This is a genomic window from Bacillus sp. EB01 (assembly GCF_000613125.1).
Taxonomy (GTDB): domain Bacteria; phylum Bacillota; class Bacilli; order Bacillales; family Cytobacillaceae; genus Bacillus_D.
Genome location: NZ_HG964497.1, coordinates 1,748,510 through 1,770,581 on the forward strand (window position 1 = coordinate 1,748,510; position 22,072 = coordinate 1,770,581).

Consider the following 22,072-nt stretch of genomic DNA (forward strand, 5'->3'; position numbering starts at 1 on the left):
GAAGAACAGTGTCGTTTTTTGAAGGATATAGCTGTGAATTGTCGTACGAAACACGTGTGCAAACGGTTCGAAGACGAGGTGTTATGTCGTAAAATAATACTAGAGGAAGGAAACTATCGAAAGAGATTAGGTGCAAGAATGATTGCAGAAAAATTGCTGCTCCACATATTGATAATATTAGCGCCTGTTTTTCTTTTCAGCATCATGACCGACGGTTGTAAAATAAAGAAAAATAATTTGGTTTTCACGTTGCTCCAGTGCGGTGCGGCGTTTTTAAGTATCGCATTTTCAAATTACTCACACGGTCTTTATTGGGATTTGAGGTTTGTACCGTTAGTCCTTACTACTTTATATGCAGGCCCTATTCCTGGATCTGCTGTATTATTTGTTATTTTGATCACAAGAGGCTTTATTGGGGGTGATTGGGCTATCTACGCCTACCTAGGGAGTATGTGCGTAATGATAGTGCCAATCCTGTTTTCGAGAAAGTTTTGGATGTTAAAACCCGAACGCCGAGTAAAGTTCTCTATACTAATAGGTGTATGTTCAACAACGGCTGCGTTTATAGCCTTTGTTTTATTCGATGGGTTGGTAATGGGAAGCTTTGATACCGGGCATCTCTACAGGGAACTTTTAATAGACGCTTTGTTCCATGTCCTGGCATTGGCAGTTGCAGCCCGATTAATCGAGGAAATAATAGAAAGACAGCAAATGAGAGAAGAGATAATCCGGACAGAGAAACTGAATACAATGGCCGACCTCGCCGGGTCTTTTGCTCATGAGGTAAGAAATCCTTTGACTGTTGTGAAGGGGTTTATCCAGCTTATGCATAAAGAGGCTGATGGGAAAGATCGTGATTACCTTACACTTACGTTAAGTGAAGTGGGCCGGGCGGAAATGATTATTAGTAACTACCTGAGTTTCGCAAAGCCCGAATTCAATAAAATCGAGGAATTCAATTATAAAAAATTGCTTTCGGAGATTATTGCCCTGCTCGATCCCCTGGCGGCAAAAGAAGGTGTCATAATTGAAGGGAATCTTTCCGCCGACGAATTATATTATGCCACTGACCGTAGCCAAGTGAAACAGGCCATCGTCAATCGTGTGAAAAATGCGATTGAAGCTACCCCCCAGGGAGGGAAGGTAATTCTTTCACTCGATTTGGAGGATGGCCAGGCGAGAATAGGTATACGAGATAATGGCCGGGGAATGACAGAGGAACAGCTTTCCAGAATCGGCACTCTCTTTTACACAACGAAAGACAGAGGAACAGGCCTTGGAACAACAGTGGCAATAGGCATCATACAAGCAATGAAAGGGAACATACAGTTTAAAAGTGAAAAGGGAAAGGGCACGGAAGTAATGCTTAAGCTCCCGGTCAAGAAAACGGTCCTTGTTCCCGAAACGAAAAGGCTAAGCATACTTAAAGGGTGAGAGAAGAGGTTTCTGCAAATGGATGCAGAGCCTTTTTTATTTTAAAGTATATGAATTAGGAGAGCGAGCCTGTGAGATCGATGAAAACACAAAATATCATTCGGGGGCGCCTCTTATTAGGAAATCTTCCTCCCAATAGAAAAAATAGGGGACAAGGAAAAGGTAATGGTCAATAAAAACACTGTTTATCCGATTCCCTTATTGGCTGGTCGAATCTTTTTTGGGAAAGTGTGACTTTTTATATCCGTAAACGTCTAACTAAATGTTGGGAAAATGTCGAATGAACACGATTTTTGTAAAACATTCATAGTATATTATTTAAAAGATGATAAAATAAGATGGAATAATATTCATTTGTTCAAGGAGAAAATTGATATGACTCAGGCTGGCGGCCCATACAATAGAATAAGAAAAATTGATAAAGAAGAAATAAAGGCACTTAAGCTTTTTTTTCCCATTTTTTATTTGACTTACCTAGGATACGATGTCATTTTTAATAGGTTTTACTTAGGTGGCAGCTCAATTTTGGGCGGATTAGGGTGGGTTTTTCCTATTTTAATTGTTTTATTGTTACCTTTTTCATTTTATTTGCACAAAAAAGGGTATCTTTATTCTATTAAATACTGTTATTTTATTGGTTTTAATCTACTTGATTTATTTAATACAATGGTACTTTATAGCTATATTGACGATGATTTTAAAAGTGGTGCTTTTGCTGAAATCCTATTTGCTTTTTCAACTCCTATTTTTATAAATAAAAATTATTATTGGGTTGTAACTATTGGACTAATTTTAAAATATATAATAATTGGGTTCGTCACCCAAACTTTGAATGTTATTAATCCAATTATTTTAATAATTATCATTTCAACTCTTACTTTCATTATTTTATCTAGGATATTCTCTTATCTCAAATCTTTAACAGAGGTATATGAAGAAATGAACCATAAAGAAAAGTTAGCGAGCATTGGGCAAATTGCCACTGGTATTGTCCATGAAATACGGAATCCACTTACATCACTTAAAGGGTTTATCCAGTTACAGCAAGAAATGCCTGAACAAGTTCAAAAATATTCTCATATCATGAAATCAGAGATTGAAAGGATATCCTCTATTGTCGATGATTTAATGATTATAGGTAAGCCAAAACCTTATTTACTTGAGAAGGTGGACCTTAAAGAGATTGTAGATTATGGATTATTTATTTCAGAACAACTCGTTGGGGAGAAAACTATAGTTTTTCATAAAGAATACAGCGTGGGTCCTACAGTAATTTTTGGAGATGAAAAGCAATTAAAACAACTTGTTATTAACTTGATAAAGAATTCTATTGAATCCATGGGGAACGAAGGTGCAATCACTGTTTGTGTGGATTCCTTAAACGATAAATCAGTAATGTTTAGTATCACTGATGAGGGGTGTGGTATTCCTGAAGAAAATATTGGAAAGCTATTTGAGCCATTTTTCACTACAAAAAAGGGCGGAACTGGAATTGGATTAATGGTAACTAATCAAATTGTAAAAGATCACAATGGTAGAATAAATATTGAAAGTAGAATAAATAAAGGTACGAAAATTACAATAAAATTCCCTGCACTTTAATTAAGAGTAAATATAAAGTTTTACCAAAATCCTTTTAAAATTTTACTTCATTATACATATTTAAACATTGCTACCTATATATTCATGATAAAATTTACATTATAATTGTAGAAGGATAATTAATAGTATGTTGTTTTCTCGAAGTTTCTGAAAGCAACCTACCGGTATTTAATAGTAGTGAGGTATATAAATGCAAAAATTAATTAATCGAAGTCTAGTGCATGAAGAACAGAAGACAGTTACATGGTTTATTTCGTTATGCTTAATTATTTCACTCTCTTTTGATTTGTTCTCTGATTTTATTGCACCCATGGTTACCCCAAGCTATGCAACAGACTCTGTGGATTTACTGGGGTATTGGATTTACATTATTTTATTTGGGTTAGTTCCGGTAGCTTTCATATTAATTAAAAGGAACAAGCCCTTTGTTATAAAATATCTTTATTTCTTTTCCTATGTTTTCTTAACATTAGTAAATGACGTAATCATATTCTTCGATAGACCGAACGATTTTAAAAGTGGGAATGCTGTAGAAATCTTTTGGCTCCTTTTAGCTCCAATTTTTGTCAACAGCCGGTTTTTCTTCGCGATACTGGGAGGTTTAATAACAAAGTATCTTCTATTGGGACTTATCCTCAAAACTACTAATGTATTATTTGCCATTTTAATGGTTGTAATCATTGGGGGATTTTGTTATATAATTTTAAATCGTTTTCAGTCATATGTGAATGCAGTGAAATTCTCGTATGATTCGCAAATTGTTGGAATGGTAAAAGGTGTAATTGCCACTCTTGAACTTAAGGATCCTTACACACGTGGACACAGCGAACGGGTTGCTAGTTATGCGTTGTTAATGGCAAAAAAAATTGGGAAGCAATCAAAAGACGAATTAAGGTCATTTCATTATGCTTGTTTGTTACACGATATTGGTAAGGTACACATTCCTGATCAAATATTGATGAAACCGACTTCTTTGACAAAAGAGGAATATGAAATTATTAAGTCTCATCCGGTAGTTGGGGAACAGGCCATTGCTACAGTAGAGGGTCTTTCATCAAGTATTGCCGTAATACGATCACATCATGAAAGATGGGATGGAAAGGGTTACCCAGACCAGTTAAAAGGTGAAGAGATTCCCTACCTTGCTAGAATAGCTGCAATTGCAGATGCATTTGATGCTATGACATCTTCCCGATCTTACAGAAGTGCATTATCGGTTGAAGAAGCCTATGATCGTATATTAAATGGGAAAGGAACCCAATTCGATCCTAATTTGGTGGAAGTATTTGAATCCATTTATCCTGAGTGGATTGAGATTCATAGAAAATGGAATGCAGATCCACATACAAAACCCTTCCAAAATTTAAGTATTATTTAGGAGGTGATAATATGAAGATTCGGAAGCTAAACAAAATTAAAGCTACTGGATGTTGGTGGTGCTACTTTTTCCCAGGTCTATAATATATTAAAATAGAAGGATGCAAGAGTGAGGTGCTTGCGTCCTTTTTTAATTTTTTAAATTTTAGCTTTTGGAGTGAAAAAATGCACAACTTGTCTAAGCAATCAATAATAAAAGTAGTCCCAAATAAAACACGTAAAGATAAGAGAAATTATATTGTTGAAGATTGCAATACAGGAGAATACTATGAATTTCCGAAAGCTGCCATAACTTCCTTGGAGTTGCTTAAAAAAGGGTACACCCTTGTTGATGCTGAGATAGAGCTTAAAAAGCAATTTCCACACGAAGAAATTGATATGATTGATTTTGTAGAACAACTTTTGGAAATGAACCTTGTTGAGGAAATTGATGGTATTAGTATAGCCAAAGCCCAAAATTATGATAAAGTGAACGGATTCATGTGGGTACCACAAAAATTAGGAAAGTTCGCATTTAACAAGCTTATGTATTTACTCTATTCTATATTATTTCTCATATGTCTTTCTATTTTCTTGCTTTCACCCGATATGCTCCCTCATTATAAAGACATATTTATTTTGGAAAGCCTATCAGGAAATATATTGTTATGGTTGGGGATTTCTATAGTTCTGCTTATCATTCATGAACTAGGCCATATACTTGCGATTAGAGCGTTCAATTTATCGACCAGGTTAGAAATTGGTAACCGGCTTATGATACCTGTTTTAGAAACTGATATGTCACAGGCTTGGGGCCTTCCTCCCAAAGAGAGAAACGTTCTTTATCTTGCGGGATTCTCCTTTGATGTTCTAATGCTGACTTTAGCCATATTTGTACAGATATTTTTTGTGGAAAGCCATCCAATTCTACTTGGGATATGCAGATATGTTGTTTTGGATGTTGTTTTAAGAACAGTTTTTCAATGCTGCGTTTATATGAAGACAGATTTTTATTACCTGATAGAAAATAATACAGGTTGTTATAATCTTATGGAAAATACATTGAAACTACTAAAGTCCATTTTTTCAAAAGAAACCGCAAATGGAACTGAAACCATATATCAAAAAGAAAAGGGAACGCTATATATCTACTCAGTTATGTACGTGGTAGGGGTAGTCATAACCATAGTAGTGTTCTTGGTTTTTTTCATACCTCAAATCCTTTATATTTCTAAAATGATAGTTTCACTATATAAAGGTACGGGTTCTTTTTTTGACACTTTTGTTCTATTAATTCCTCTTACTGTAGGAATGAGCCTAGTCTTATATTCACTTAAAAAGAAAAAACGAAATATATTAAACTCATAGGACTAACTAAGAAGAGTAACTATTTGGAAAGGAAAAATTCTTGCAAGAAGCTGTTATAGCAAGCCGTCACAATTGAAAAAAAGTCTGGATTGGTGGTCAAGCTGTCAATCATCCAGAATTGCCTGTAGGAGATTCGGTGTATCATCGTCTGCAACAAAGGTTGTTCCTTGAATGAGGTAGCTGCGGGAATTTTGGCTAATGTAAAAAAACAGTAGAAATATAGAAAAGCAGCTTCCGGAAATTTTGCCTTTGGGCGGATGGACGGAGGCTGTTTTTTGTGGAACGCCATTCGGAGAAATTTAAATCCGAATGGCTATTTTTGCTTAATTGTGAGCTTTGTGTCTAAAGTTTGTCAAATCGAGCTGAACTAGGGGGATTTTCCCCAAAGGATAGGGGAAATCCCTGATACAGGAAGGGAGAGGTTTTTCCTTACAATAAAACTATCATATAAGAGAGTGTTATTTCGAGGAGGAATTCTCAATGCAGGCAAATCTTGAAACGGCAAAAAAGCCAGGTAAATCGGTAAGCGATGCGTTCGCATCACATTTTGCCAAGTCCATGTTCTTAACAGTTAGTGGAATCGTTATCCTTTCATTTATTGCAACCCGGATGTTCACCCATGTTGACTTGAACCTTTATGGATATATGGTAGGCACAATTGTTTTTCTAGGAGGCTTCTTTTACCGGTTTATCTCCTGGGGAGAGCGCCCGCCTACTAAGGTTTTTATTAAAAAAGGGTTAAAGCTCATATTCAGGAAATCAACTCCTAAAACAGCGACAGAACAGCTGGTTACATATCGGTTCATCTGGAACCGCGGCCTGTACCGCTGGACACAGCACATCATGATGGGCTGGGGCTGCGTGCTCGCGCTTATGGTTACATTTCCACTCGTGTTTGGCTGGATGTACTTCACGATGGCACACAATGGCATGTACACCATCGTTTTTATGGGAATTAACTTAATGACAGTACCTGCTGACGGCTTTATCGCTTTCTTGTCTTATAATGCATTGAATATCTCAGCAATCATGGTGATCACTGGTGTATGTATGGCGCTGTACCGCCGTTTGAAAAATATGCAGGCAAGGGCGGAGCAGACATTCATGTATGATTTCATGCCGCTTTATCTGCTGCTTTTCGTCTCGATAACTGGCCTGGCTTTGACATTCATCAATGTCCTCCTGCACGGCTTTGGCCACCAGGCAATGTCCCTGATTCATCAGTATTCAGTTATTGTGACACTGATTTATATGCCATTTGGCAAATTGGCGCATATCCCATTCCGCCCTATGAGTGTTCTAGCTCGAAACTATCGTGAACATTACAGTGAACAGGCGATGAAAGAATGTAAGGTGTGCGGAACCGAATTTGTTTCAGTTGAACAATCAAACGATGTTATAGATGTACTCGGAGTAAACAAAATGGAATTTGCGTCCCAGGAAGGCTATCACCTCGCCGAGCTATGCCTGCCTTGCCGCCGCAAATACCGGATCGCACAATTCTCAGGAATTGCGACACATCAAGTGAAAGTCAAGGAGGCCAACCAGAATGCAAAAGGTTGAGTTCAGGAACGAACGCGATAAATATTTCAAAGAAGTAGAAAATGTCATTCATCCAAATGAAACCCTCGTTCCGACACATTGCAGCTACTGTGCGATGCAATGCGGGATGAATCTTCGCGTTAATACTGCAACGAATAAGATTATCGGGGTTGAGCCTCGCTACGACTGGCCAGTCACACTTGGAAAAATGTGCCCGAAAGGCGTAACTGCATACCAGCAGGTTAACCACCAGGACCGGATCCTGAAGCCGCTAATCAGGGATGATAAATCCTTGAAGGGTACAAAAGAAGGGTTCCGGGAAGCGACATGGGATGAAGCGTATGACCTGATTGTTACTAACTTTAAGAAGCTTCAGGCGGAATATGGTAAAGACAGCGTGTCTGTATATGGCGGCGTGTCGATGACGAATGAAAAGTGCTACCTGACAGGGAAATTTGCCCGTGTCGGCCTGCAGACCAGATATATTGATTATAATGGCCGCTTTTGTATGTCAAGCGCGGCTGGCGGCTTGAATCGTTCTTTGGGAATCGACCGCGGCTCTACTGTACCTTGGACTGATGTCCACGAAACTGACTTATTGTTTATCGCTGGAAGCAACACGGCAGAGTGCCACCCGACTTCCATGTTCCGCGTCTGGAATGTACAGGAACGCGGCGGCTACCTGATCATTGCCGACCCGCGGGAAACGCCAATTGCAAGACGGGCTGATGTACACCTTGATCTAAGGCCTGGAACTGACCTTGCCCTTGCAAATGGTATTGTAAATCTGCTCATCCAAAATGGCTATGCTGATATTGATTTTGTAAATAACCATACGAATGGTTTTGAAGAGCTTAAAGAACTTGTTAAAGAGTTCACTCCAGAATTTACAAGTGCGATAACGGGCGTTGCACCCGAGAAAATTATTAAGGCAGCTGAGCTGTTCGGGAAAGCCCCAAATGCAATTGTTATGTTCGCACGCGGTATTGAGCAGCAGAAAAAAGGCGTTGATAACGTATCCGCTTATGTAAATATGTCGTTGGTTACTGGTAAAATTGGCCGGCCTAAAGCAGGGGTTGCCACAATCACCGGACAAGGTAACGGACAGGGCGGCCGCGAGCATGGGCAAAAGGCTGACGCACTTCCAGGCTACCGGAAGCTTGCATACCCGGAACATGTTAAAGAAGTAGCGGAGGTTTGGGGGATTGCACCTGAGGAAATGCCTTTACCAGGTGTATCCGCATATGAAATGTTCGAGCTGATGGAACAAAAGACAATTCGTGCCTTGTATCTGCTCTGCTCAAATCCAGCGGTATCGGCACCAAATCTGAACTATGTAAGAGAACAAATGAAGAATCTTGATTTTATGGTCTGTGTTGATTTCTATATGTCTGAATCAGCCGAAATTGCGGATGTTATCCTGCCAACTACTACTTGGGCCGAAGATGAAGGAACAACAACGAATGTAGAAGGACGGATCATTAAGATCAACCAGGCTCAGAAACCGCTTGGCGAATCCAAGCCAGACTGGAAAATTCAGGTTGAAATTGCAGAACGGATGGGCCGGGGTGAGTATTTCTCTCATTTGAAAACACCGCTGGATATCTTTAATGAACTTCGCCGAGCTTCAAAAGGCGGAATAGCGGATTATTCCGGTGTTACATGGGAAAAGATTGATAAACAGGACGGCGTCTTCTGGCCTTGTAAGAGCGAAGATGATCCAGGAACACCGCATTTGTTCCTCGACAAGAAGTTTTATCATCCAGATGGAAAAGCAAAACTATTTGCTCTTCCCTATACACCGCCGGCAGAGGAGCCTGATACTGAGTTCCCGCTCCGCCTGACAACTGGCCGTGTAGTCTATCACTATCTATCAGGCAACCAGACTCGCAGAATTCAATTCTTGCATGATATGTGTCCCGAGCCTTTCGTAGAGGTTCATCCGGAAACTGCTGCGAAGTACGGCATTGAACACGAAGAAAGAGTGCGCCTGTATACACGCCGAGGTGAGGCGGAGTATCCAGTGAAAATTACCGAAGCAATTAGGGAAGATACTGTATTCGTCCCGTATTCATGGGGACATGAAAAGTCAATCAACCTGCTGACAATACCGGCACTGGACCCAATCAGCCGGATGCCTGAATTCAAGGCATGCGCTGCCCAGATTGAAAAATTTGGTGCACGGAATGAAAAACGTTTAGTGGAGAAGGTGCAATCATGAACAAGAGGTTGTATATAGAACTCGAAAACTGTATAGGATGCCGCTCATGTCTGGCTGCCTGCACACAGTGCGGCGGGCATGAGGAGCGGAACAGGAACTACGTTTATGACGTAAATCCGCTTGTTAACCGGCAAACCATGCCTCTGATGTGCCTTCACTGTGAGAACCCGGCATGTGCAAGAAGCTGTCCAGCCCAGGCAATTCAGATTCATGAAACAGGCGCCGTCCTGTCAGCGCTTGTTGAAAAGTGCATTGGCTGTCAAAACTGTACAATCGCCTGCCCATACGGTATTCCTAAGTTTGATACCGAGCAAAACTTAATGTATAAATGCGATCTTTGTATCGACCGCTCGAAGGATGGCATTCCCCCAATGTGTGCGAGTGTGTGCCCGACAAATACTTTGCAATGGCTGACGGATGAAGAGATCGATGCAAAAAGAGAGCAATTCAATCTGGATAACGGCGGCAAGTGGGTAACAAGCCTTCCATATCTGGAGGGAGAAACAAATGTTAAAGTCAACCTGCCGGGTATCCTGCAGGGTGTAACGAAACTGTTTTAGGAGGGATTGGCATGTCAGAGAAAAATAATAAAATCCCGTTCGAAGAAGATAACTATACCCATAATATTAACCGCAACAACGAGCGGAAGCTGGACCGCCGCGGCTTTATGAAGACTCTTGTCGGAGCGGCGGGCGTTTTCGCGGTTTCCTCCCTGCCGTGGGGAGTAATGGCTGCAAAGGAATTGGCTGGGCTTGGGGAAAAGGAATACCCGCGCCAAAAAATTGCCAACCTGGATTCAGTCGCTATTGGCGATGCTGTTGAATTCCACTATCCCGGTGAGCATGACAGTGCGATTATGATCAGGCTCTCGGAGAAAAAATTTGTAGCTTATCAGAATGCATGTACACATCTTCGCTGCCCGGTTTTCTGGGATAAGAAAGAAAATGATTTGCTTTGCCCATGCCACCATGGCAAATTTGATGTAGAAACCGGTGCGCCAACAGCGGGTCCGCCTAGAAGACCGCTTCCGGAGATTTTTGTGAAGGTCGATAAAGGTGGCATTTATGCAACAGGGGTGAAACGCTATGAAGCCTAGCAAAGTGTATTTCTTCATCCTATGTGCAATATTAATGCTGAACATTATTTGCACCCACTTCATGATCCAGCAGTACTTTTTCGAGAATTATGCCACCTCTTTAATCTTTGGGACATTGAATGTTCTGCTATTCCCGGTTGCCTTTTATGTGTATAAACGGGACCGCAAGCTGGAGCGTGAAGGGAAATGATGAACAGCGAAACGTACATCGACTTCATTTTTGCGAAAAAACATGAAGGCGGAGGATTTACTCCTGAAATCGATTCATTGCTGAAGGAGCTTTTCCCTGGTAAACGGCTTTCCTGGTATCTTGAGGAGAAGGTATCTGAAGGTGCGGATGTCGTCATTGCTGAACTTAAGGGAATGAGCCCGTTCCAGAGCGAAGATGAAGCGATTGAGTTCATAGAAACTAATGCTCAGGACGTTTTCTGGGAGTACCTGCAGGGTTATAAAATTTTCATCTACCCGAACAAGAGAGGGTGCAATAGCTGTGGAACCCACTAAGCTAAAAGAATTAAAACGTTTTGAGGGGCAGAATGTCGAGCTTGCCATAAAGGATTCAGAAGGTGAACAAGCCCCTGCAATCCGGAAGACGATTAAATATGTATTAATGTGTCCGGATGGCACGCATGTCCGGTTTTATTTTGACTCAAATAAGTTCCTTGCCATCCCTCTCTCAAGTGAGTTTGGAGGCAGCGAGGATAAGCTGACAGCCTATGACGCGGACAGCTCGCTGTTTTATGTAGTCCAGAAGGTATAGATGCACAATTAGGAGGAAGCATGATGGAGCTTTTAACTGGAAGCAAGGAAATCAGCTCATATATCATTCAGGCGCAGGAGGCGGAGCTTAAGCGAATCGCTCTGGATCTTCATGAAGGTGTCGGCCAAAACCTTTATAGTGTTTTTAATGGTCTGCAGCTGATCCAAAATGCTGTCCAGGAACCATCGATGAAGGCGTATGTGAAGGAAATGGCCCAGCTGATGGAAAAAACCATCCAGGAAATCCGGCTGCTGTCTGTTGAACTGCATCCGCCGACATTGGGTACACTGGGCCTTGTCCCGGCAATTAAAAGCTACATCAAACTCTATACATCCACATTTGGAATCCTCGTCAATATAGTCACAGAAGGGGAGGAAAAGCCAATCTCGGAAAAAGGCGGGATTGCCGTTTTTCGTGTCTGTCAGGAAGCCCTTGCTAACATTGCCCAATACGCGGACACATGCCAGGTGGAACTAAGGGTGAACTGCAAAGCTGAGGAGCTTCGAGTTGAGATTCTCGATTTTGGCAAAGGGTTTGAGCTTGAAGGTGATGTACTCTCCGCCAAGATGTCAGGCCTCGCCGCTATGAAGGAAAGGATGCTTTTGGCTGGCGGTGACTGCACGATATCCTCTACAATAGGGGAAGGTACAAGGATAGAATTGACTTTGCCTATTTTCTAAAGCAGCATATCGTTTAAGAGATAAAGGGGAGTTTGTCTTGATAAAAATCCTGCTAGTAGATGACCATGCTGTTGTAAGAATGGGACTTTCCATGCTCCTGAATTCTCATCCCGATATGACAGTAGTCGGGGAAGCGTCCGAAGGGAATGAAGGAATCAGGAAAGCGCTGGAACTCAAACCCCATGTTATTATCATGGACTTGAGTATGCCTCATGGCAAGGACGGGTTATCGGCGACAACCGAGCTAAAGAAGCTAATGCCAGAGGTAAACATCCTGGTTCTGACCATGCATGATGATGAGGAGTACTTGTTTAGGGCGATTCAGGCCGGAGCATCGGGCTGTATTTTAAAAAGTGCACCTCATGATGAACTGCAGGGTGCTATACAATCCGTTGCGAATGGCGAGGCATATCTCCATCCTGCCGCAACCAAACGGCTGATGGAAGAATATATGGGTGCCGTTAAGCAGGGAAGTACAGATACATTGAATTTATTGTCCGATCGGGAAAAAGAAGTACTAACTTTCATTGCCAAAGGATTTTCTAATAAGGAAATTGCCGAGCAGCTTGTGATCTCTGTCAAAACAGTTGAAACTCATAAGGGAAAAGTCATGGAGAAGTTAAGCTTAAAAACCAGGCCTGAACTTGTTCAGTATGCAATAAAAAAAGGGCTGTTGGGATACGGACTGTGAGAGGAGTAGACCGGCGTGGATGAATTGAGAAACCTTCAGTCCATCGCAGAAATTTGCGAGCATCTTCGGCGTAAAATTGGATGCGACTTTGTCGGACTGGCGATTCAAAATAAAATTGGACCAGACATCCGCTGGCATACTGCTTCAGGAAATCTGAATGATAAATATGAACGAATCACTGTCCGGTTTGGAAAGGGAATTGCCGGGAAGGTACTATCAAGCGGAAGTCCGATACTTACGGAAAACTTTCCTGCTAATATACTGGGCAAAGCGACAGATTATCCAATCATGCTTGCCGAAAAACTAAAATCTGCTTATGCCGTCCCATTATTTTTTAATGGCATCCCAAAGGGTGTACTGCTTGTTGGAAACCGGTCAAACGAGTCTTTTGTCATCCCATGGTGCGCCGATGTGAAAGAAGCCGCGGCGGCTCTGGAGAAAATACTTGCAGGGTACATACAACTTTAAGGCAGGGGGCTTTTTAAAGTGGGAGAAGGACCAGCAGTTAATAAGCTTGATTTAGGCGATGGGGTCGTCCTGGTAGACTCGCTCGGTAAAATATCCTATATAAATGGTCAGGCGCGTACTATTTTTGGTTTAAATCCTGAGTCGAGTATAGAGGGAAACGTTGATATTTATACGCTTTTGCCTGATATTGACCTTGAAAATTGTACGCAGGGATTGGTCGCAAGTACATATGGACATAATGCAGAGGGGGAGACATTTCCGCTCTTTTTCAGCATGAACAGCTTTGAATTGGATAGGGAGATATACTCCCTGTTTGTGTTTCAGGATATAAAAAACAGGAGTCGCCTTGACAAGGAGCTGTCGCAGCCGCTCAATGAATTGGTCGACTATAAATTTGCATTGGACCAGTCGGCAATCGTTGCGATTACGGATAGGCGAGGAACAATCCAATATGTGAATGATAAGTTTTGCGAGATATCCAAATACAGGGCTGATGAATTAATTGGTGAAGACCACAGAGTCATTAATTCTGGTTATCATCCGAAGGAATTCTTTAATAGTCTGTGGAGGACAATTTCCAACGGGGATGTCTGGCATGGTGAAATAAAAAATAGAGCAAAGGACGGAAGCCTGTATTGGGTTGATACAACCATTGTTCCGTTTTTGGATGAATCAGGTAAGCCATATCAATACCTGGCAATCCGTTTCGAAGTTACAGAGCGGAAACGAATGGAAGCTGAGCTGCAGCATATGATGACCCGCATCATTGATGTCCAGGAAGAAGAGCGGAAGCGGCTTTCCCGGGAATTGCATGACGGGCTTGGCCAAAATTTATACAGCCACCTGATTACCATTAACCGGCTCCTGTCCGAGATGGACCACCCATTACTTACTCAAATGCAGGAAGAAGCCATGGAACTGATCGAAGAAATTCGCAGCCTCTCTTGGGAACTGCGTCCGTCTGTGTTGGATGACCTCGGGCTTGTGCCGGCAATCCGTTCTTTTTTAAATCGTTACTCAACTCATTATAAAATTGATGTTCATTTTGAATGTGTGCTTGGGCGCCGGCTTGCAGCAAGCACCGAAACGACTATTTATCGGGTCATTCAGGAAGCACTCACCAATGTCAGAAAGTATGCAGGGGTGGATGAGGCTTTTGTAGTCATTCGTGAATACGATGATGCGGTCCGGGTTATGATTGAGGATCGCGGGCAGGGATTTGACACGGAGGCTGCTTCCCGGGGGGTTGGGCTGTTTAGCATGGATGAGCGGGCTCGAGCATCCGGCGGGGAACTACAAATTATATCTTCACCTGGCAAAGGGACGAAGGTCGTCTTGGAAGTACCTGCTAGATAAACGGAGAGAAGAGAGAAATCGGGGAATTTGGCAGTTCTGCGGCCATTGCTTGGAAGGGCATCAGCAGTGGGCTGCTCTTTTTTGATTTCCCTAAGGTTACTGGGATTGGGGTAAAAGATTCTGCCGCGGACGAATCGTGATTTCGAGTACAATTTGATACTGGCGGTAAGGGAAATGTCCTTGAAAAGGGGTTTCGAGTACATTTTGATACTGCCGGTTAGGTGAAATGTCCTTGAAAAGGGGTTTCGAGTACAATTTGATACTGTCGGTAAGGTGAAATGTCCTTGAAACGCATTGTCCAGTATAAATTGAAGTTGCCCACCCAACTCAAAAATAAGAACCGGCTACGGAAATCCGCAGACCGATTCTAACTTTTGTCAGAAGATTAAATCCCAGTATTGGCCCTTACCAATATTTCATCGAATTTCTTGACGTCTTCCTTCCTCGAAGAAAGGAGGGTGCCAACATATGCGCCAATGAAGCCAAGCGGAATCGAAACGATGCCAGGGTTTGTCAGGCTAACAAGAGGTTCTCCGACGAAGATGGCGGCTCCGGCTTCAGGAGACCAGATATTTGGAGAAATAGCTACCATGATTAACGCACTTGCCAAACCAACAATCATACCGGTTATCGCCCCGGCTGTGTTGAATCTTTTCCAAAAAATCGTGAATAGGATGACTGGAAGATTCGCACTAGCCGCCACAGCAAATGCAAGGGAAACCAGGAAGGCAACATTCATCTTCTGTGCAAACAGGGCAAGCAGGATGGACAGGATTGCAACGCCAACGGAAGCATAGCGTGCCACTTTTACCTGCTGTTTCTCTTCAGCCTTCCCTTTTTTAAGGATATGGGCATAGAAGTCATGGGCAAAAGCAGAAGCGGCAGATAGAACTAGGCCCGCAACCACCGCTAGAATAGTCGCAAATGCCACTGCCGAAACGAAAGCAAACAAGAATTCCCCGCCAAGTGCTTCAGCCAGCAATGGGGCTGCCATATTGCCTGCAGCATTTGCAGCAATAATTTCGTCAAAACCGACAAAGGCCGCTGCTCCAAAGCCAAGGAATACAGTCATAACATAGAAAATTCCGATAATCCAAGTTGCATAAACAACTGATTTCCTTGCGGTTATTGCATCTTTAACCGTAAAAAAGCGAATGAGAATGTGCGGCAATCCGGCCGTTCCAAGAACAAGCGCCAGGTTCAGGGAAATAGTGTCGAGCGGATTTTTGAACTTGTTTCCAGGATTTAAATACGCCTCACCAAGAGGTGTAGCCGCTTTCATTTCGTTGAACATTTTAACGACGCTGAAATCAAACTTTGCAAATACAATAAATGAGATTATAAAGGTACCTGCCATCAAAAGTACGGCCTTTACAATCTGGACCCAGCTTGTTGCTGTCATCCCGCCAAAAACCACGTAAATCGTCATCAAAGTCCCAACAATCAGGACTGAATAAATATAATCAATTCCTAATAATAACTTTATAAGTGCACCTGCGCCGACTAGCTGGGCAATCATATAAAATATTGAGATAGTAATTGTATTAAGGGCGGCAACACCTCTTACTTTTTTATCATTAAAGCGGGCCGCGATCATATCGGCCATGGTAAATTTCCCGAGATTCCGGAGCGGTTCGGCAACCAGATAAAGGACAACCAGGTAGGCGACAAGGAAGCCGATACTATAGAAGAAGCCATCAAAGCCTGATAAGGCAACCATTCCGGCAATTCCTAGGAATGAAGCGGCGGACATATAATCGCCGGCAACAGCCAGTCCATTTTGGAAGCCTGTTAAGCTCGAGTCGGCTGTATAGAAATCACTTGCTGTTTTTGTCTTTTTAGAAGCGAAATACGTAATGACCAAGGTCAATGCTACAATTCCTAAAAACAACGAAAAAGCCAAAATATTCATCCGCTATTTCCCCCGCACGTAGGTTTCTTTAATTTCATCAACAAGTAAATCAAATTTTGACGCTTTTCTAGTGTAAATCGTACAAAGTGCCCTGGTCATGATAAATTGGGCAAAGGCAAACACCCATGCCCAGCTAATAGGGCCGAATGCAGGATTGTTCAGAACCGTTGTATAGGCTGTTAAAATTGGAAGAGTGAAGTAAAATGCCATGAAGAACAAACAAAATGGCAGCAAAAATTTGCGTTTTTCCTGGAGCAGCTGCTTGAAGGCATGAGATTGGACGATAGCTGTGTAATCTGGAGAAGTAGGTTGAGATTTAGCCTTTTTAATTAATTCTTCTTTCATTGCCATTGGCAATTCCCCCTAAAATTTAAATTTTACGTAAAACGATCCCCCTTTATAACAAAATCACAGTAATTATAATTCTTTCTGAATAATTTGTAAATTCTAACATTATTTTCCCAACTTTTTTAAAAAACAATTTGGCTGAAACACCTGGAGAATTAAAACGTCAATGTAATTAAACTTATAATGGAGGAGAAAAAATGAAAAAGGTGTATATCATTCGCCATTGCCAGGCTGATGGACAGGAGCCGGATGCTGCCCTTACCGCGTTGGGAAAAGCACAGGCCCTCGAGCTGGCTGGGTTATTAATAGGCATGAAGATCAGCTATATTGTTTCCAGTCCCTATGAGAGGGCAGTTTCGTCAATAAGACCGTTTGCGGAAAAGACTGGGCTACCTATACAAACAGATCCAAGATTAGCAGAACGGGTATTGACTTCAACTCCAACAAAGAATTGGCTGTCTATGCTTGAACACTCATTTGCAAATCCAGACCTGGAGTTTGAAGGCGGGGAATCAGGCAGAAAGGCAACGGAAAGGGGTCTTTCCGCCCTAAACGACGTTTTGGCACATTCCGAAGGCAACGCTGCATTCGTAACGCATGGGAACCTGCTTGCTCTAATTTTGAATCACTATGATAGAAACTTTGGATTTGAACAATGGAGGTCCCTGTCCAATCCGGATGTGTTTGAGCTAAGCTTAACTAAGGACAATGCGCAAATAAATAGAGTATACGGCTGAAGTTTATAAAAATAAGGTAAGAGCTAGGGGAGAGATTTTTGGAAAAGAAACAGGAATCAATAAAGTTGGTTAATGAGCTATTTGGGGAAGGATTTAAGCTGTTGTATGGATTGCCGGAGTCATTGGTTATTGAACAGCAGGCCCATCCAGGCTTAGGTTTAAACTGGGGAGATAAAGTAAGAATGTTCGTCCAAATGGCTTCAAGGTTTGGGGCAAAACGGGCAGGTTTTATGTTTGAAAAAGAAACAGCTGATGAAGCTTCTATTGTAGAGGCATTACTAAAAAGCGGATTTAAACATTTCTCCTCAAGCGTGGAAGTGTATAAGGATTTACTAGACTTGCCAATGCCAGAGGTTTCGTTGGATTGGCTTTCGCTCGATAGTTCCGGCCTGGCTGACGAGGAATTCAAAAAATACTGGGGCCAGTCGATGAGTTTTTCCGCCAATCAGCAGTCTGCTCTCTCTATGGACGAGCATCTCCAGTCGGTAAAGGCTGAACTCGGTGAGAGCTGGCGCAGTGCCTGCCGAGTCTTTTTTGAAAAAGATACACCAATTGGAGTTACGATCCCGCATATTGAGCCTGGTACATATGAGGAGGGAAGGTTGTTTTACTTCGGCATTCTTCCTGAAGCAAGGGGACGGGGCCTGGGTCCAGTGTTGCATGCACAATTCCTTTATATGCTTATGGGCCTTGGCGCAAGCTATTATGTTGGCAGCACCCATCAGGCAAATAGAGAAATGCAGAAGGTTTTTTTAAAAAATGGCTGTACGGTGAAACGGAACACCGAATCGTATTATATTTATTTTTAGCTTTAAAGAATACTCTATTGGAAGTTCTAATGCTACAAGTACCATCTGCAATATGTCTTGCAGATGATGAAAACTATACATAGAATGATAGATTTGTTAAGGAACACGGGTTTTATCAAAGGTTCGCTATAAAAGCTCTTCTTTCTTGCATTACCTTGAAAAGAAATATTGGTAAATTAAGGGTGGTATTTCAATTTTAAAAATGTACTATAGAAAGTAAGAAGTCTGGTCGATTTTCTGCCAGGCTTTTTTTGAAGGGGCGGAGCTGGGCAGTAAATTTATGCTACTATTCAGCTTTTCATTCGGGTCTATTCCGCGAGTTCCTCCCATAGCGCCAACTTTTAGAGGAATAGAGGCAGATCTGTGGGTTTTTTATCTTTTTCTTGCATGGAGTGTTATAGAATGACAGAACTTCCGTCTAATATACGAGAGGGAAAACGGGGGAAAAACGAATGTCGAGACAAGAAATCATCTCAGAGTGGTTCCATGCTTATAGCCACGATGTCTATAATTTTTTGATTTACTACACAGGCAAGCGCGATGTGGAGGACTTAGTACAGGAAACGTTCATAAAGGCACTGAAAGGACTAGATAGCTTTAATTACAACTCAAGCCCCAAAACGTGGCTATTTACGATTGCCCGCAATGTGGCTATTGATGAAGCAAGAAAGAAGAAAAACAGGATATGGGAAACAATAGCCAAACTGGATAAGAGACATGAGGGTATGTCCGGGGAGACCCCGGAATCAATTTTTGAAGGAAATGAACAGGCACAGGAGTTGCTGTCTGCAATTCAAAGGCTAAAACAGAGCTACCGAGATGTTGTCATATTAAGGGGCATCAAGGAATTGAGTGTGGCTGAGACGGCAGAGGTATTAAATTGGACTCCTGATATGGTCAGGACAAATTATCATCGTGCTTTAAAAGCTCTTCGCAGCCAGAAAGGAGGGAGCTTCAATGAATGGTCAGGAAGAATTTCGTGAACTCGAGCTTGCCTTGAAGAGTATGCCAGAAAAACAGTTAGCCCCGAAAGCATTCAAAAGTATCCACGGTAACTTATTGGAAGAGGCCAACCGGCTGGGCCGGAACGATAGAAGGATGAAAATTTTAAAAAAATCCATGTGGGGCGTTGCGGGGTTTGCAGCCTTGTTCCTCTTTGTTTTTATTGGCCTTTCACTGACAGGACCAATGAATTCAACAAGCCAACAGGAATCTGCTAAGGTTGTACATGATAGCGATGGAGCTTATTCGGATGCTAAAGAGAATGCGAGCACGGTTCTGTTGTCGCTTGAATTGGTGGAGGAATCTCTGAGGACGCAGGGCCTGGAGATTAATAAAGCTGAGCGCATCGAGGAAAATATCTTCCATCAAGATCTGAATCGGCTCGAACCTGTTATTTATAATCTTTCTGAAGGACAAATTTCCGTGTATGTGTTTCAAAATGAACATGAAGTTGACTCGGCAATCAATCAATTTAATGAGTCCACCGCCACAATGAACCTGATTGGCTATCAGATTTACAAAGCCAGCAATGTACTGATGTTTTATGCTGGCGGAAGTGATGAAATTAGTGTGAAGATAGACCAAGCTGTTAGGGAAATGACAGGATTTGAATGAGATTAAGAGTGTGAAACAGAAGTAAGAGCAAAAATCTTTCCGCCAAATGACGGGAGGATTTTTCACTTTTAGATTCTTTTGCTTAACAGGATCCCCCCCATAAATGCCAGAGCTGTTATGAGCAGAATGTAGGGGCTCGTTGACATGAAAAAAAGCAATAGCCTTTGATTATATCCTTCACTGCTAATTGCCCGTTGGAAAATTGGCAGGAGCGGGTGATAAAGAAAGATATAAGGGACAAGTACGAAAGGTGCTGCCAGCCATTGGTTGCCTATATACCGTTTTGTATAGAAAAAGATGGCTGTTCCCAGCAGGAAGGCTAGAATATATACCAACCAATCAATGTAGGGCATGGCTTGATTGGAATCATTCACTAATGCCAGGATATTTAAATAAATCAGCCAGCCAAGTGCAAAGCCTATGGCGGCTAGCTGTGTTTTTCTGATGAATTTCATTTGTGTGTTCCTCCCAGGCGTATAATAATAGTTTTCCTGTCTATAAACGGTTCATGCAGCGTAAACAGATATCCACTTACGTCCTGTATAGTATATGTACTAGTAGAAAAAGGAGGGACAGACAAGATTACCCGCATTGCGATACTAACAATCAAAGGAAATCATAGTGACTGTATTTAAACTTTTTTAACAGATATAACCATTTGCCTTTTTCATTATACATAAAAGAGGTATATTGCTATAATGTAAACGGTTTTTAAGAAGGAGGGCTTTTTTTGGGAAAAATACTTTTGCCTCTCCTTGCTGTGCTTGGCGGGATGGCAGTCAGCATACAATCGGCAGTTAATAGCAGGCTTGGAAAAACAGTCGGAACAATTGAGGCGTCGTTTGTCTCCTTTGTTATTGGGACGATTGCGCTTGCAATATTGATGCCGATTTTGGGGAAAGGCAATGTGCTACTAGCTTCCGGAGTCCCGAAGTGGCAGCTTGTAGGAGGACTTTTGGGGGCGTTTTATGTTTTCATACTTGTATTCCTTGTGCCACAACTAGGTGTGACGACAACGATTGTAGCGGTCATGGCCGGGCAGATCTTGATTAGCGCCATTATTGATCATTTCGGATGGTTTGGCGGCCGGCAGGTATCTTTTGGGTTTGATCGATCAATCGGCACCATCTTACTCATGGCGGCTATATATATGTTTTTCAGGAATTCTTAAATGCAACAGGCCTGGCTTTTTGAGCCAGGCCTGTTATATTATAAGCTTTTTTTCGTTCTTGAGTTTTTCATTGAATAATATTCAAATAACTCTCGGTGGGGGATGAGTCCTCTTTAGCGCTGTTAAAATTTGTTAACGTTGCTTGTTTTATCTGTAAAATTCGCAAAAATTCGACTTATCTATTTATAGAAATTCCTAAATATGGTACGGTTTCCTTATAAATCTTTAAGGGGGAACAGCTATGGAACCGCAAGTAGAGGCAAACGTGAAACAGCCAGCACCATCCTTGATTGGGATTTTTACCAGCCCGATCGAGACATTTGAACGAATTAGGAGAAAACCAAAAATTTGGGTACCACTGCTAATTGTAACCATCATCGAGGTTGTTGCAATGTGGCTAATGTCCCGGCTGATGAAGCCGAGTGACGTGGACGGCCCAGGAATTTCTGAACAGGATTTAGACATGGTTCTTGCTTTTACAAAGTATACGATGATTGGTTCAGGAGTGCTCATTCCAATCCTAACAGTGCTAATTTCAAGCGCAATTTACCTTGCCATCACAAAGATTGCTGGCTCACCTGTGACGTTCAGGCAATTGTTTTCAATGAATACATACATTGTATTTGTAACATCGGTTGGCCACCTGCTGAATATGATCATTGGTAATTTGATAGGGACAAGCTATGAGACTCATGTCACTTCGTTAGGAGGCTTGCTTGGCAAGGACACTGGTGTGCTTGGAGCAATCGAGGTCTTTACCATCTGGTCAACGATTCTTACGGCAATCGGCCTCCACAAAGTAGCGGGACTTTCGAAGTGGCTATCATGGACGATTGCAATTATTTTCTTCCTGATTGGTATTTTGATGGCTCTTCTTGGGTCCATGATACCAGGAGGCGCCTAA

General features: G+C 42.0%; 24 protein-coding genes. 21 read left to right on the top strand and 3 right to left on the bottom strand.

The features are described 5' to 3' along the window. Positions 1-204: 204 nt before the first annotated feature. The 15 genes from TY16_RS07745 to TY16_RS07815 all read left to right on the top strand — a co-directional run bounded on the left by TY16_RS07745 (position 205) and on the right by TY16_RS07815 (position 14,574). A complete protein-coding gene (locus tag TY16_RS07745; protein ID WP_231505693.1) occupies positions 205-1,434 on the top strand; it encodes an ATP-binding protein in 1,230 nt (409 codons plus the stop codon). A gap of 375 nt (positions 1,435-1,809) precedes the next feature. Further along, complete coding sequence (locus TY16_RS07750; RefSeq protein ID WP_043931267.1) at positions 1,810-3,036, top strand: ATP-binding protein; 1,227 nt, start codon at positions 1,810-1,812, stop codon at positions 3,034-3,036. 190 nt (positions 3,037-3,226) lie between these two features. Next, positions 3,227-4,414: an HD-GYP domain-containing protein gene (locus tag TY16_RS07755; protein WP_043931269.1), complete on the top strand. Its 1,188-nt coding sequence runs from the start codon at positions 3,227-3,229 to the stop codon at positions 4,412-4,414. A 164-nt stretch (positions 4,415-4,578) separates the two neighbouring features. After that, on the top strand, positions 4,579-5,760 hold the full coding sequence (locus TY16_RS07760) for a hypothetical protein (protein WP_043931271.1): 1,182 nt from the start codon (positions 4,579-4,581) through the stop codon (positions 5,758-5,760). A gap of 480 nt (positions 5,761-6,240) precedes the next feature. Continuing rightward, positions 6,241-7,323: a membrane protein gene (locus TY16_RS07765; protein WP_043931272.1), complete on the top strand. Its 1,083-nt coding sequence runs from the start codon at positions 6,241-6,243 to the stop codon at positions 7,321-7,323. Next, on the top strand, positions 7,310-9,523 hold the full coding sequence (locus TY16_RS07770; RefSeq protein ID WP_043931273.1) for a molybdopterin oxidoreductase family protein: 2,214 nt from the start codon (positions 7,310-7,312) through the stop codon (positions 9,521-9,523). The genes TY16_RS07765 and TY16_RS07770 overlap by 14 nt, the downstream gene beginning before the upstream one ends. Next, positions 9,520-10,083: a 4Fe-4S dicluster domain-containing protein gene (locus tag TY16_RS07775; protein WP_043931274.1), complete on the top strand. Its 564-nt coding sequence runs from the start codon at positions 9,520-9,522 to the stop codon at positions 10,081-10,083. The genes TY16_RS07770 and TY16_RS07775 overlap by 4 nt, the downstream gene beginning before the upstream one ends. An 11-nt stretch (positions 10,084-10,094) precedes the next feature. Continuing rightward, positions 10,095-10,619 (top strand): Rieske 2Fe-2S domain-containing protein, encoded by a 525-nt coding sequence (locus TY16_RS07780; protein ID WP_043931276.1) that lies wholly within the window; start codon positions 10,095-10,097, stop codon positions 10,617-10,619. After that, complete coding sequence (locus TY16_RS07785) at positions 10,609-10,809, top strand: hypothetical protein (protein WP_043931277.1); 201 nt, start codon at positions 10,609-10,611, stop codon at positions 10,807-10,809. The genes TY16_RS07780 and TY16_RS07785 overlap by 11 nt, the downstream gene beginning before the upstream one ends. Next, positions 10,806-11,123, top strand: a complete 318-nt coding sequence (locus TY16_RS07790; RefSeq protein WP_231505581.1) for a hypothetical protein — start codon at positions 10,806-10,808, stop codon at positions 11,121-11,123. Before TY16_RS07785 ends, TY16_RS07790 begins: the two co-directional genes overlap by 4 nt. Then, complete coding sequence (locus TY16_RS07795; RefSeq protein ID WP_043931278.1) at positions 11,110-11,379, top strand: hypothetical protein; 270 nt, start codon at positions 11,110-11,112, stop codon at positions 11,377-11,379. Before TY16_RS07790 ends, TY16_RS07795 begins: the two co-directional genes overlap by 14 nt. 23 nt (positions 11,380-11,402) lie before the next feature. After that, the gene (locus TY16_RS07800; RefSeq protein WP_043931279.1) at positions 11,403-12,059 is read left to right on the top strand and encodes a sensor histidine kinase; all 657 of its coding nucleotides are present in this window, start codon (positions 11,403-11,405) and stop codon (positions 12,057-12,059) included. Between the two features lie 37 nt (positions 12,060-12,096). Then, positions 12,097-12,750 carry a response regulator gene (locus TY16_RS07805; protein ID WP_043931280.1) on the top strand — a complete coding sequence of 218 codons (654 nt, stop codon included), beginning with the start codon at positions 12,097-12,099 and terminating at the stop codon, positions 12,748-12,750. A 15-nt stretch (positions 12,751-12,765) separates the two neighbouring features. Beyond that, positions 12,766-13,218, top strand: coding sequence for a GAF domain-containing protein (locus TY16_RS07810; RefSeq protein ID WP_043931281.1), 453 nt, complete (start codon positions 12,766-12,768; stop codon positions 13,216-13,218). Between the two features lie 18 nt (positions 13,219-13,236). Next, positions 13,237-14,574 (top strand): PAS domain-containing sensor histidine kinase, encoded by a 1,338-nt coding sequence (locus TY16_RS07815; RefSeq protein ID WP_052342646.1) that lies wholly within the window; start codon positions 13,237-13,239, stop codon positions 14,572-14,574. Positions 14,575-14,959: 385 nt separating this feature from the next. On the opposite strand, the gene TY16_RS07820 is transcribed toward TY16_RS07815, so the two are convergent. Together TY16_RS07820 and TY16_RS07825 are read right to left on the bottom strand one after the other, a co-directional pair. Continuing rightward, positions 14,960-16,486 (bottom strand): solute symporter family protein, encoded by a 1,527-nt coding sequence (locus tag TY16_RS07820; protein WP_043931282.1) that lies wholly within the window; start codon positions 16,484-16,486, stop codon positions 14,960-14,962. A gap of 3 nt (positions 16,487-16,489) precedes the next feature. Continuing rightward, positions 16,490-16,837, bottom strand: a complete 348-nt coding sequence (locus tag TY16_RS07825) for a DUF485 domain-containing protein (RefSeq protein ID WP_043931284.1) — start codon at positions 16,835-16,837, stop codon at positions 16,490-16,492. 194 nt (positions 16,838-17,031) lie between these two features. On the opposite strand from TY16_RS07825, the gene TY16_RS07830 reads away from it, so the two are divergent. The 4 genes from TY16_RS07830 to TY16_RS07845 all read left to right on the top strand — a co-directional run bounded on the left by TY16_RS07830 (position 17,032) and on the right by TY16_RS07845 (position 19,997). Further along, complete coding sequence (locus tag TY16_RS07830; protein ID WP_043931285.1) at positions 17,032-17,571, top strand: histidine phosphatase family protein; 540 nt, start codon at positions 17,032-17,034, stop codon at positions 17,569-17,571. A 38-nt stretch (positions 17,572-17,609) separates the two neighbouring features. Then, complete coding sequence (locus TY16_RS07835) at positions 17,610-18,380, top strand: GNAT family N-acetyltransferase (RefSeq protein ID WP_043931287.1); 771 nt, start codon at positions 17,610-17,612, stop codon at positions 18,378-18,380. A 452-nt stretch (positions 18,381-18,832) separates the two neighbouring features. Further along, positions 18,833-19,363, top strand: coding sequence for an RNA polymerase sigma factor (locus TY16_RS07840; protein ID WP_043931288.1), 531 nt, complete (start codon positions 18,833-18,835; stop codon positions 19,361-19,363). Continuing rightward, positions 19,338-19,997 carry a hypothetical protein gene (locus tag TY16_RS07845; RefSeq protein ID WP_043931289.1) on the top strand — a complete coding sequence of 220 codons (660 nt, stop codon included), beginning with the start codon at positions 19,338-19,340 and terminating at the stop codon, positions 19,995-19,997. Before TY16_RS07840 ends, TY16_RS07845 begins: the two co-directional genes overlap by 26 nt. 68 nt (positions 19,998-20,065) lie before the next feature. On the opposite strand, the gene TY16_RS07850 is transcribed toward TY16_RS07845, so the two are convergent. Continuing rightward, the gene (locus TY16_RS07850; RefSeq protein ID WP_043931290.1) at positions 20,066-20,452 is read right to left on the bottom strand and encodes a hypothetical protein; all 387 of its coding nucleotides are present in this window, start codon (positions 20,450-20,452) and stop codon (positions 20,066-20,068) included. Positions 20,453-20,727: 275 nt separating this feature from the next. On the opposite strand from TY16_RS07850, the gene TY16_RS07855 reads away from it, so the two are divergent. Both TY16_RS07855 and TY16_RS07860 read left to right on the top strand, forming a co-directional pair. Continuing rightward, positions 20,728-21,168: a DMT family transporter gene (locus TY16_RS07855; protein ID WP_231505582.1), complete on the top strand. Its 441-nt coding sequence runs from the start codon at positions 20,728-20,730 to the stop codon at positions 21,166-21,168. A gap of 241 nt (positions 21,169-21,409) precedes the next feature. Beyond that, complete coding sequence (locus TY16_RS07860; RefSeq protein WP_043931292.1) at positions 21,410-22,072, top strand: Yip1 family protein; 663 nt, start codon at positions 21,410-21,412, stop codon at positions 22,070-22,072.

Coding starts and splice junctions, on each gene's coding strand:
- TY16_RS07745 (WP_231505693.1), top strand. CDS start 205: ATGACCGACGGTTGTAAAATAAAGAAAAATAATTTGGTTTTCACGTTG.
- TY16_RS07750 (WP_043931267.1), top strand. CDS start 1,810: ATGACTCAGGCTGGCGGCCCATACAATAGAATAAGAAAAATTGATAAA.
- TY16_RS07755 (WP_043931269.1), top strand. CDS start 3,227: ATGCAAAAATTAATTAATCGAAGTCTAGTGCATGAAGAACAGAAGACA.
- TY16_RS07760 (WP_043931271.1), top strand. CDS start 4,579: ATGCACAACTTGTCTAAGCAATCAATAATAAAAGTAGTCCCAAATAAA.
- TY16_RS07765 (WP_043931272.1), top strand. CDS start 6,241: ATGCAGGCAAATCTTGAAACGGCAAAAAAGCCAGGTAAATCGGTAAGC.
- TY16_RS07770 (WP_043931273.1), top strand. CDS start 7,310: ATGCAAAAGGTTGAGTTCAGGAACGAACGCGATAAATATTTCAAAGAA.
- TY16_RS07775 (WP_043931274.1), top strand. CDS start 9,520: ATGAACAAGAGGTTGTATATAGAACTCGAAAACTGTATAGGATGCCGC.
- TY16_RS07780 (WP_043931276.1), top strand. CDS start 10,095: ATGTCAGAGAAAAATAATAAAATCCCGTTCGAAGAAGATAACTATACC.
- TY16_RS07785 (WP_043931277.1), top strand. CDS start 10,609: ATGAAGCCTAGCAAAGTGTATTTCTTCATCCTATGTGCAATATTAATG.
- TY16_RS07790 (WP_231505581.1), top strand. CDS start 10,806: ATGATGAACAGCGAAACGTACATCGACTTCATTTTTGCGAAAAAACAT.
- TY16_RS07800 (WP_043931279.1), top strand. CDS start 11,403: ATGGAGCTTTTAACTGGAAGCAAGGAAATCAGCTCATATATCATTCAG.
- TY16_RS07820 (WP_043931282.1), bottom strand. CDS start 16,486: ATGAATATTTTGGCTTTTTCGTTGTTTTTAGGAATTGTAGCATTGACC.
- TY16_RS07825 (WP_043931284.1), bottom strand. CDS start 16,837: ATGGCAATGAAAGAAGAATTAATTAAAAAGGCTAAATCTCAACCTACT.
- TY16_RS07830 (WP_043931285.1), top strand. CDS start 17,032: ATGAAAAAGGTGTATATCATTCGCCATTGCCAGGCTGATGGACAGGAG.
- TY16_RS07840 (WP_043931288.1), top strand. CDS start 18,833: ATGTCGAGACAAGAAATCATCTCAGAGTGGTTCCATGCTTATAGCCAC.
- TY16_RS07845 (WP_043931289.1), top strand. CDS start 19,338: ATGAATGGTCAGGAAGAATTTCGTGAACTCGAGCTTGCCTTGAAGAGT.
- TY16_RS07850 (WP_043931290.1), bottom strand. CDS start 20,452: ATGAAATTCATCAGAAAAACACAGCTAGCCGCCATAGGCTTTGCACTT.
- TY16_RS07860 (WP_043931292.1), top strand. CDS start 21,410: ATGGAACCGCAAGTAGAGGCAAACGTGAAACAGCCAGCACCATCCTTG.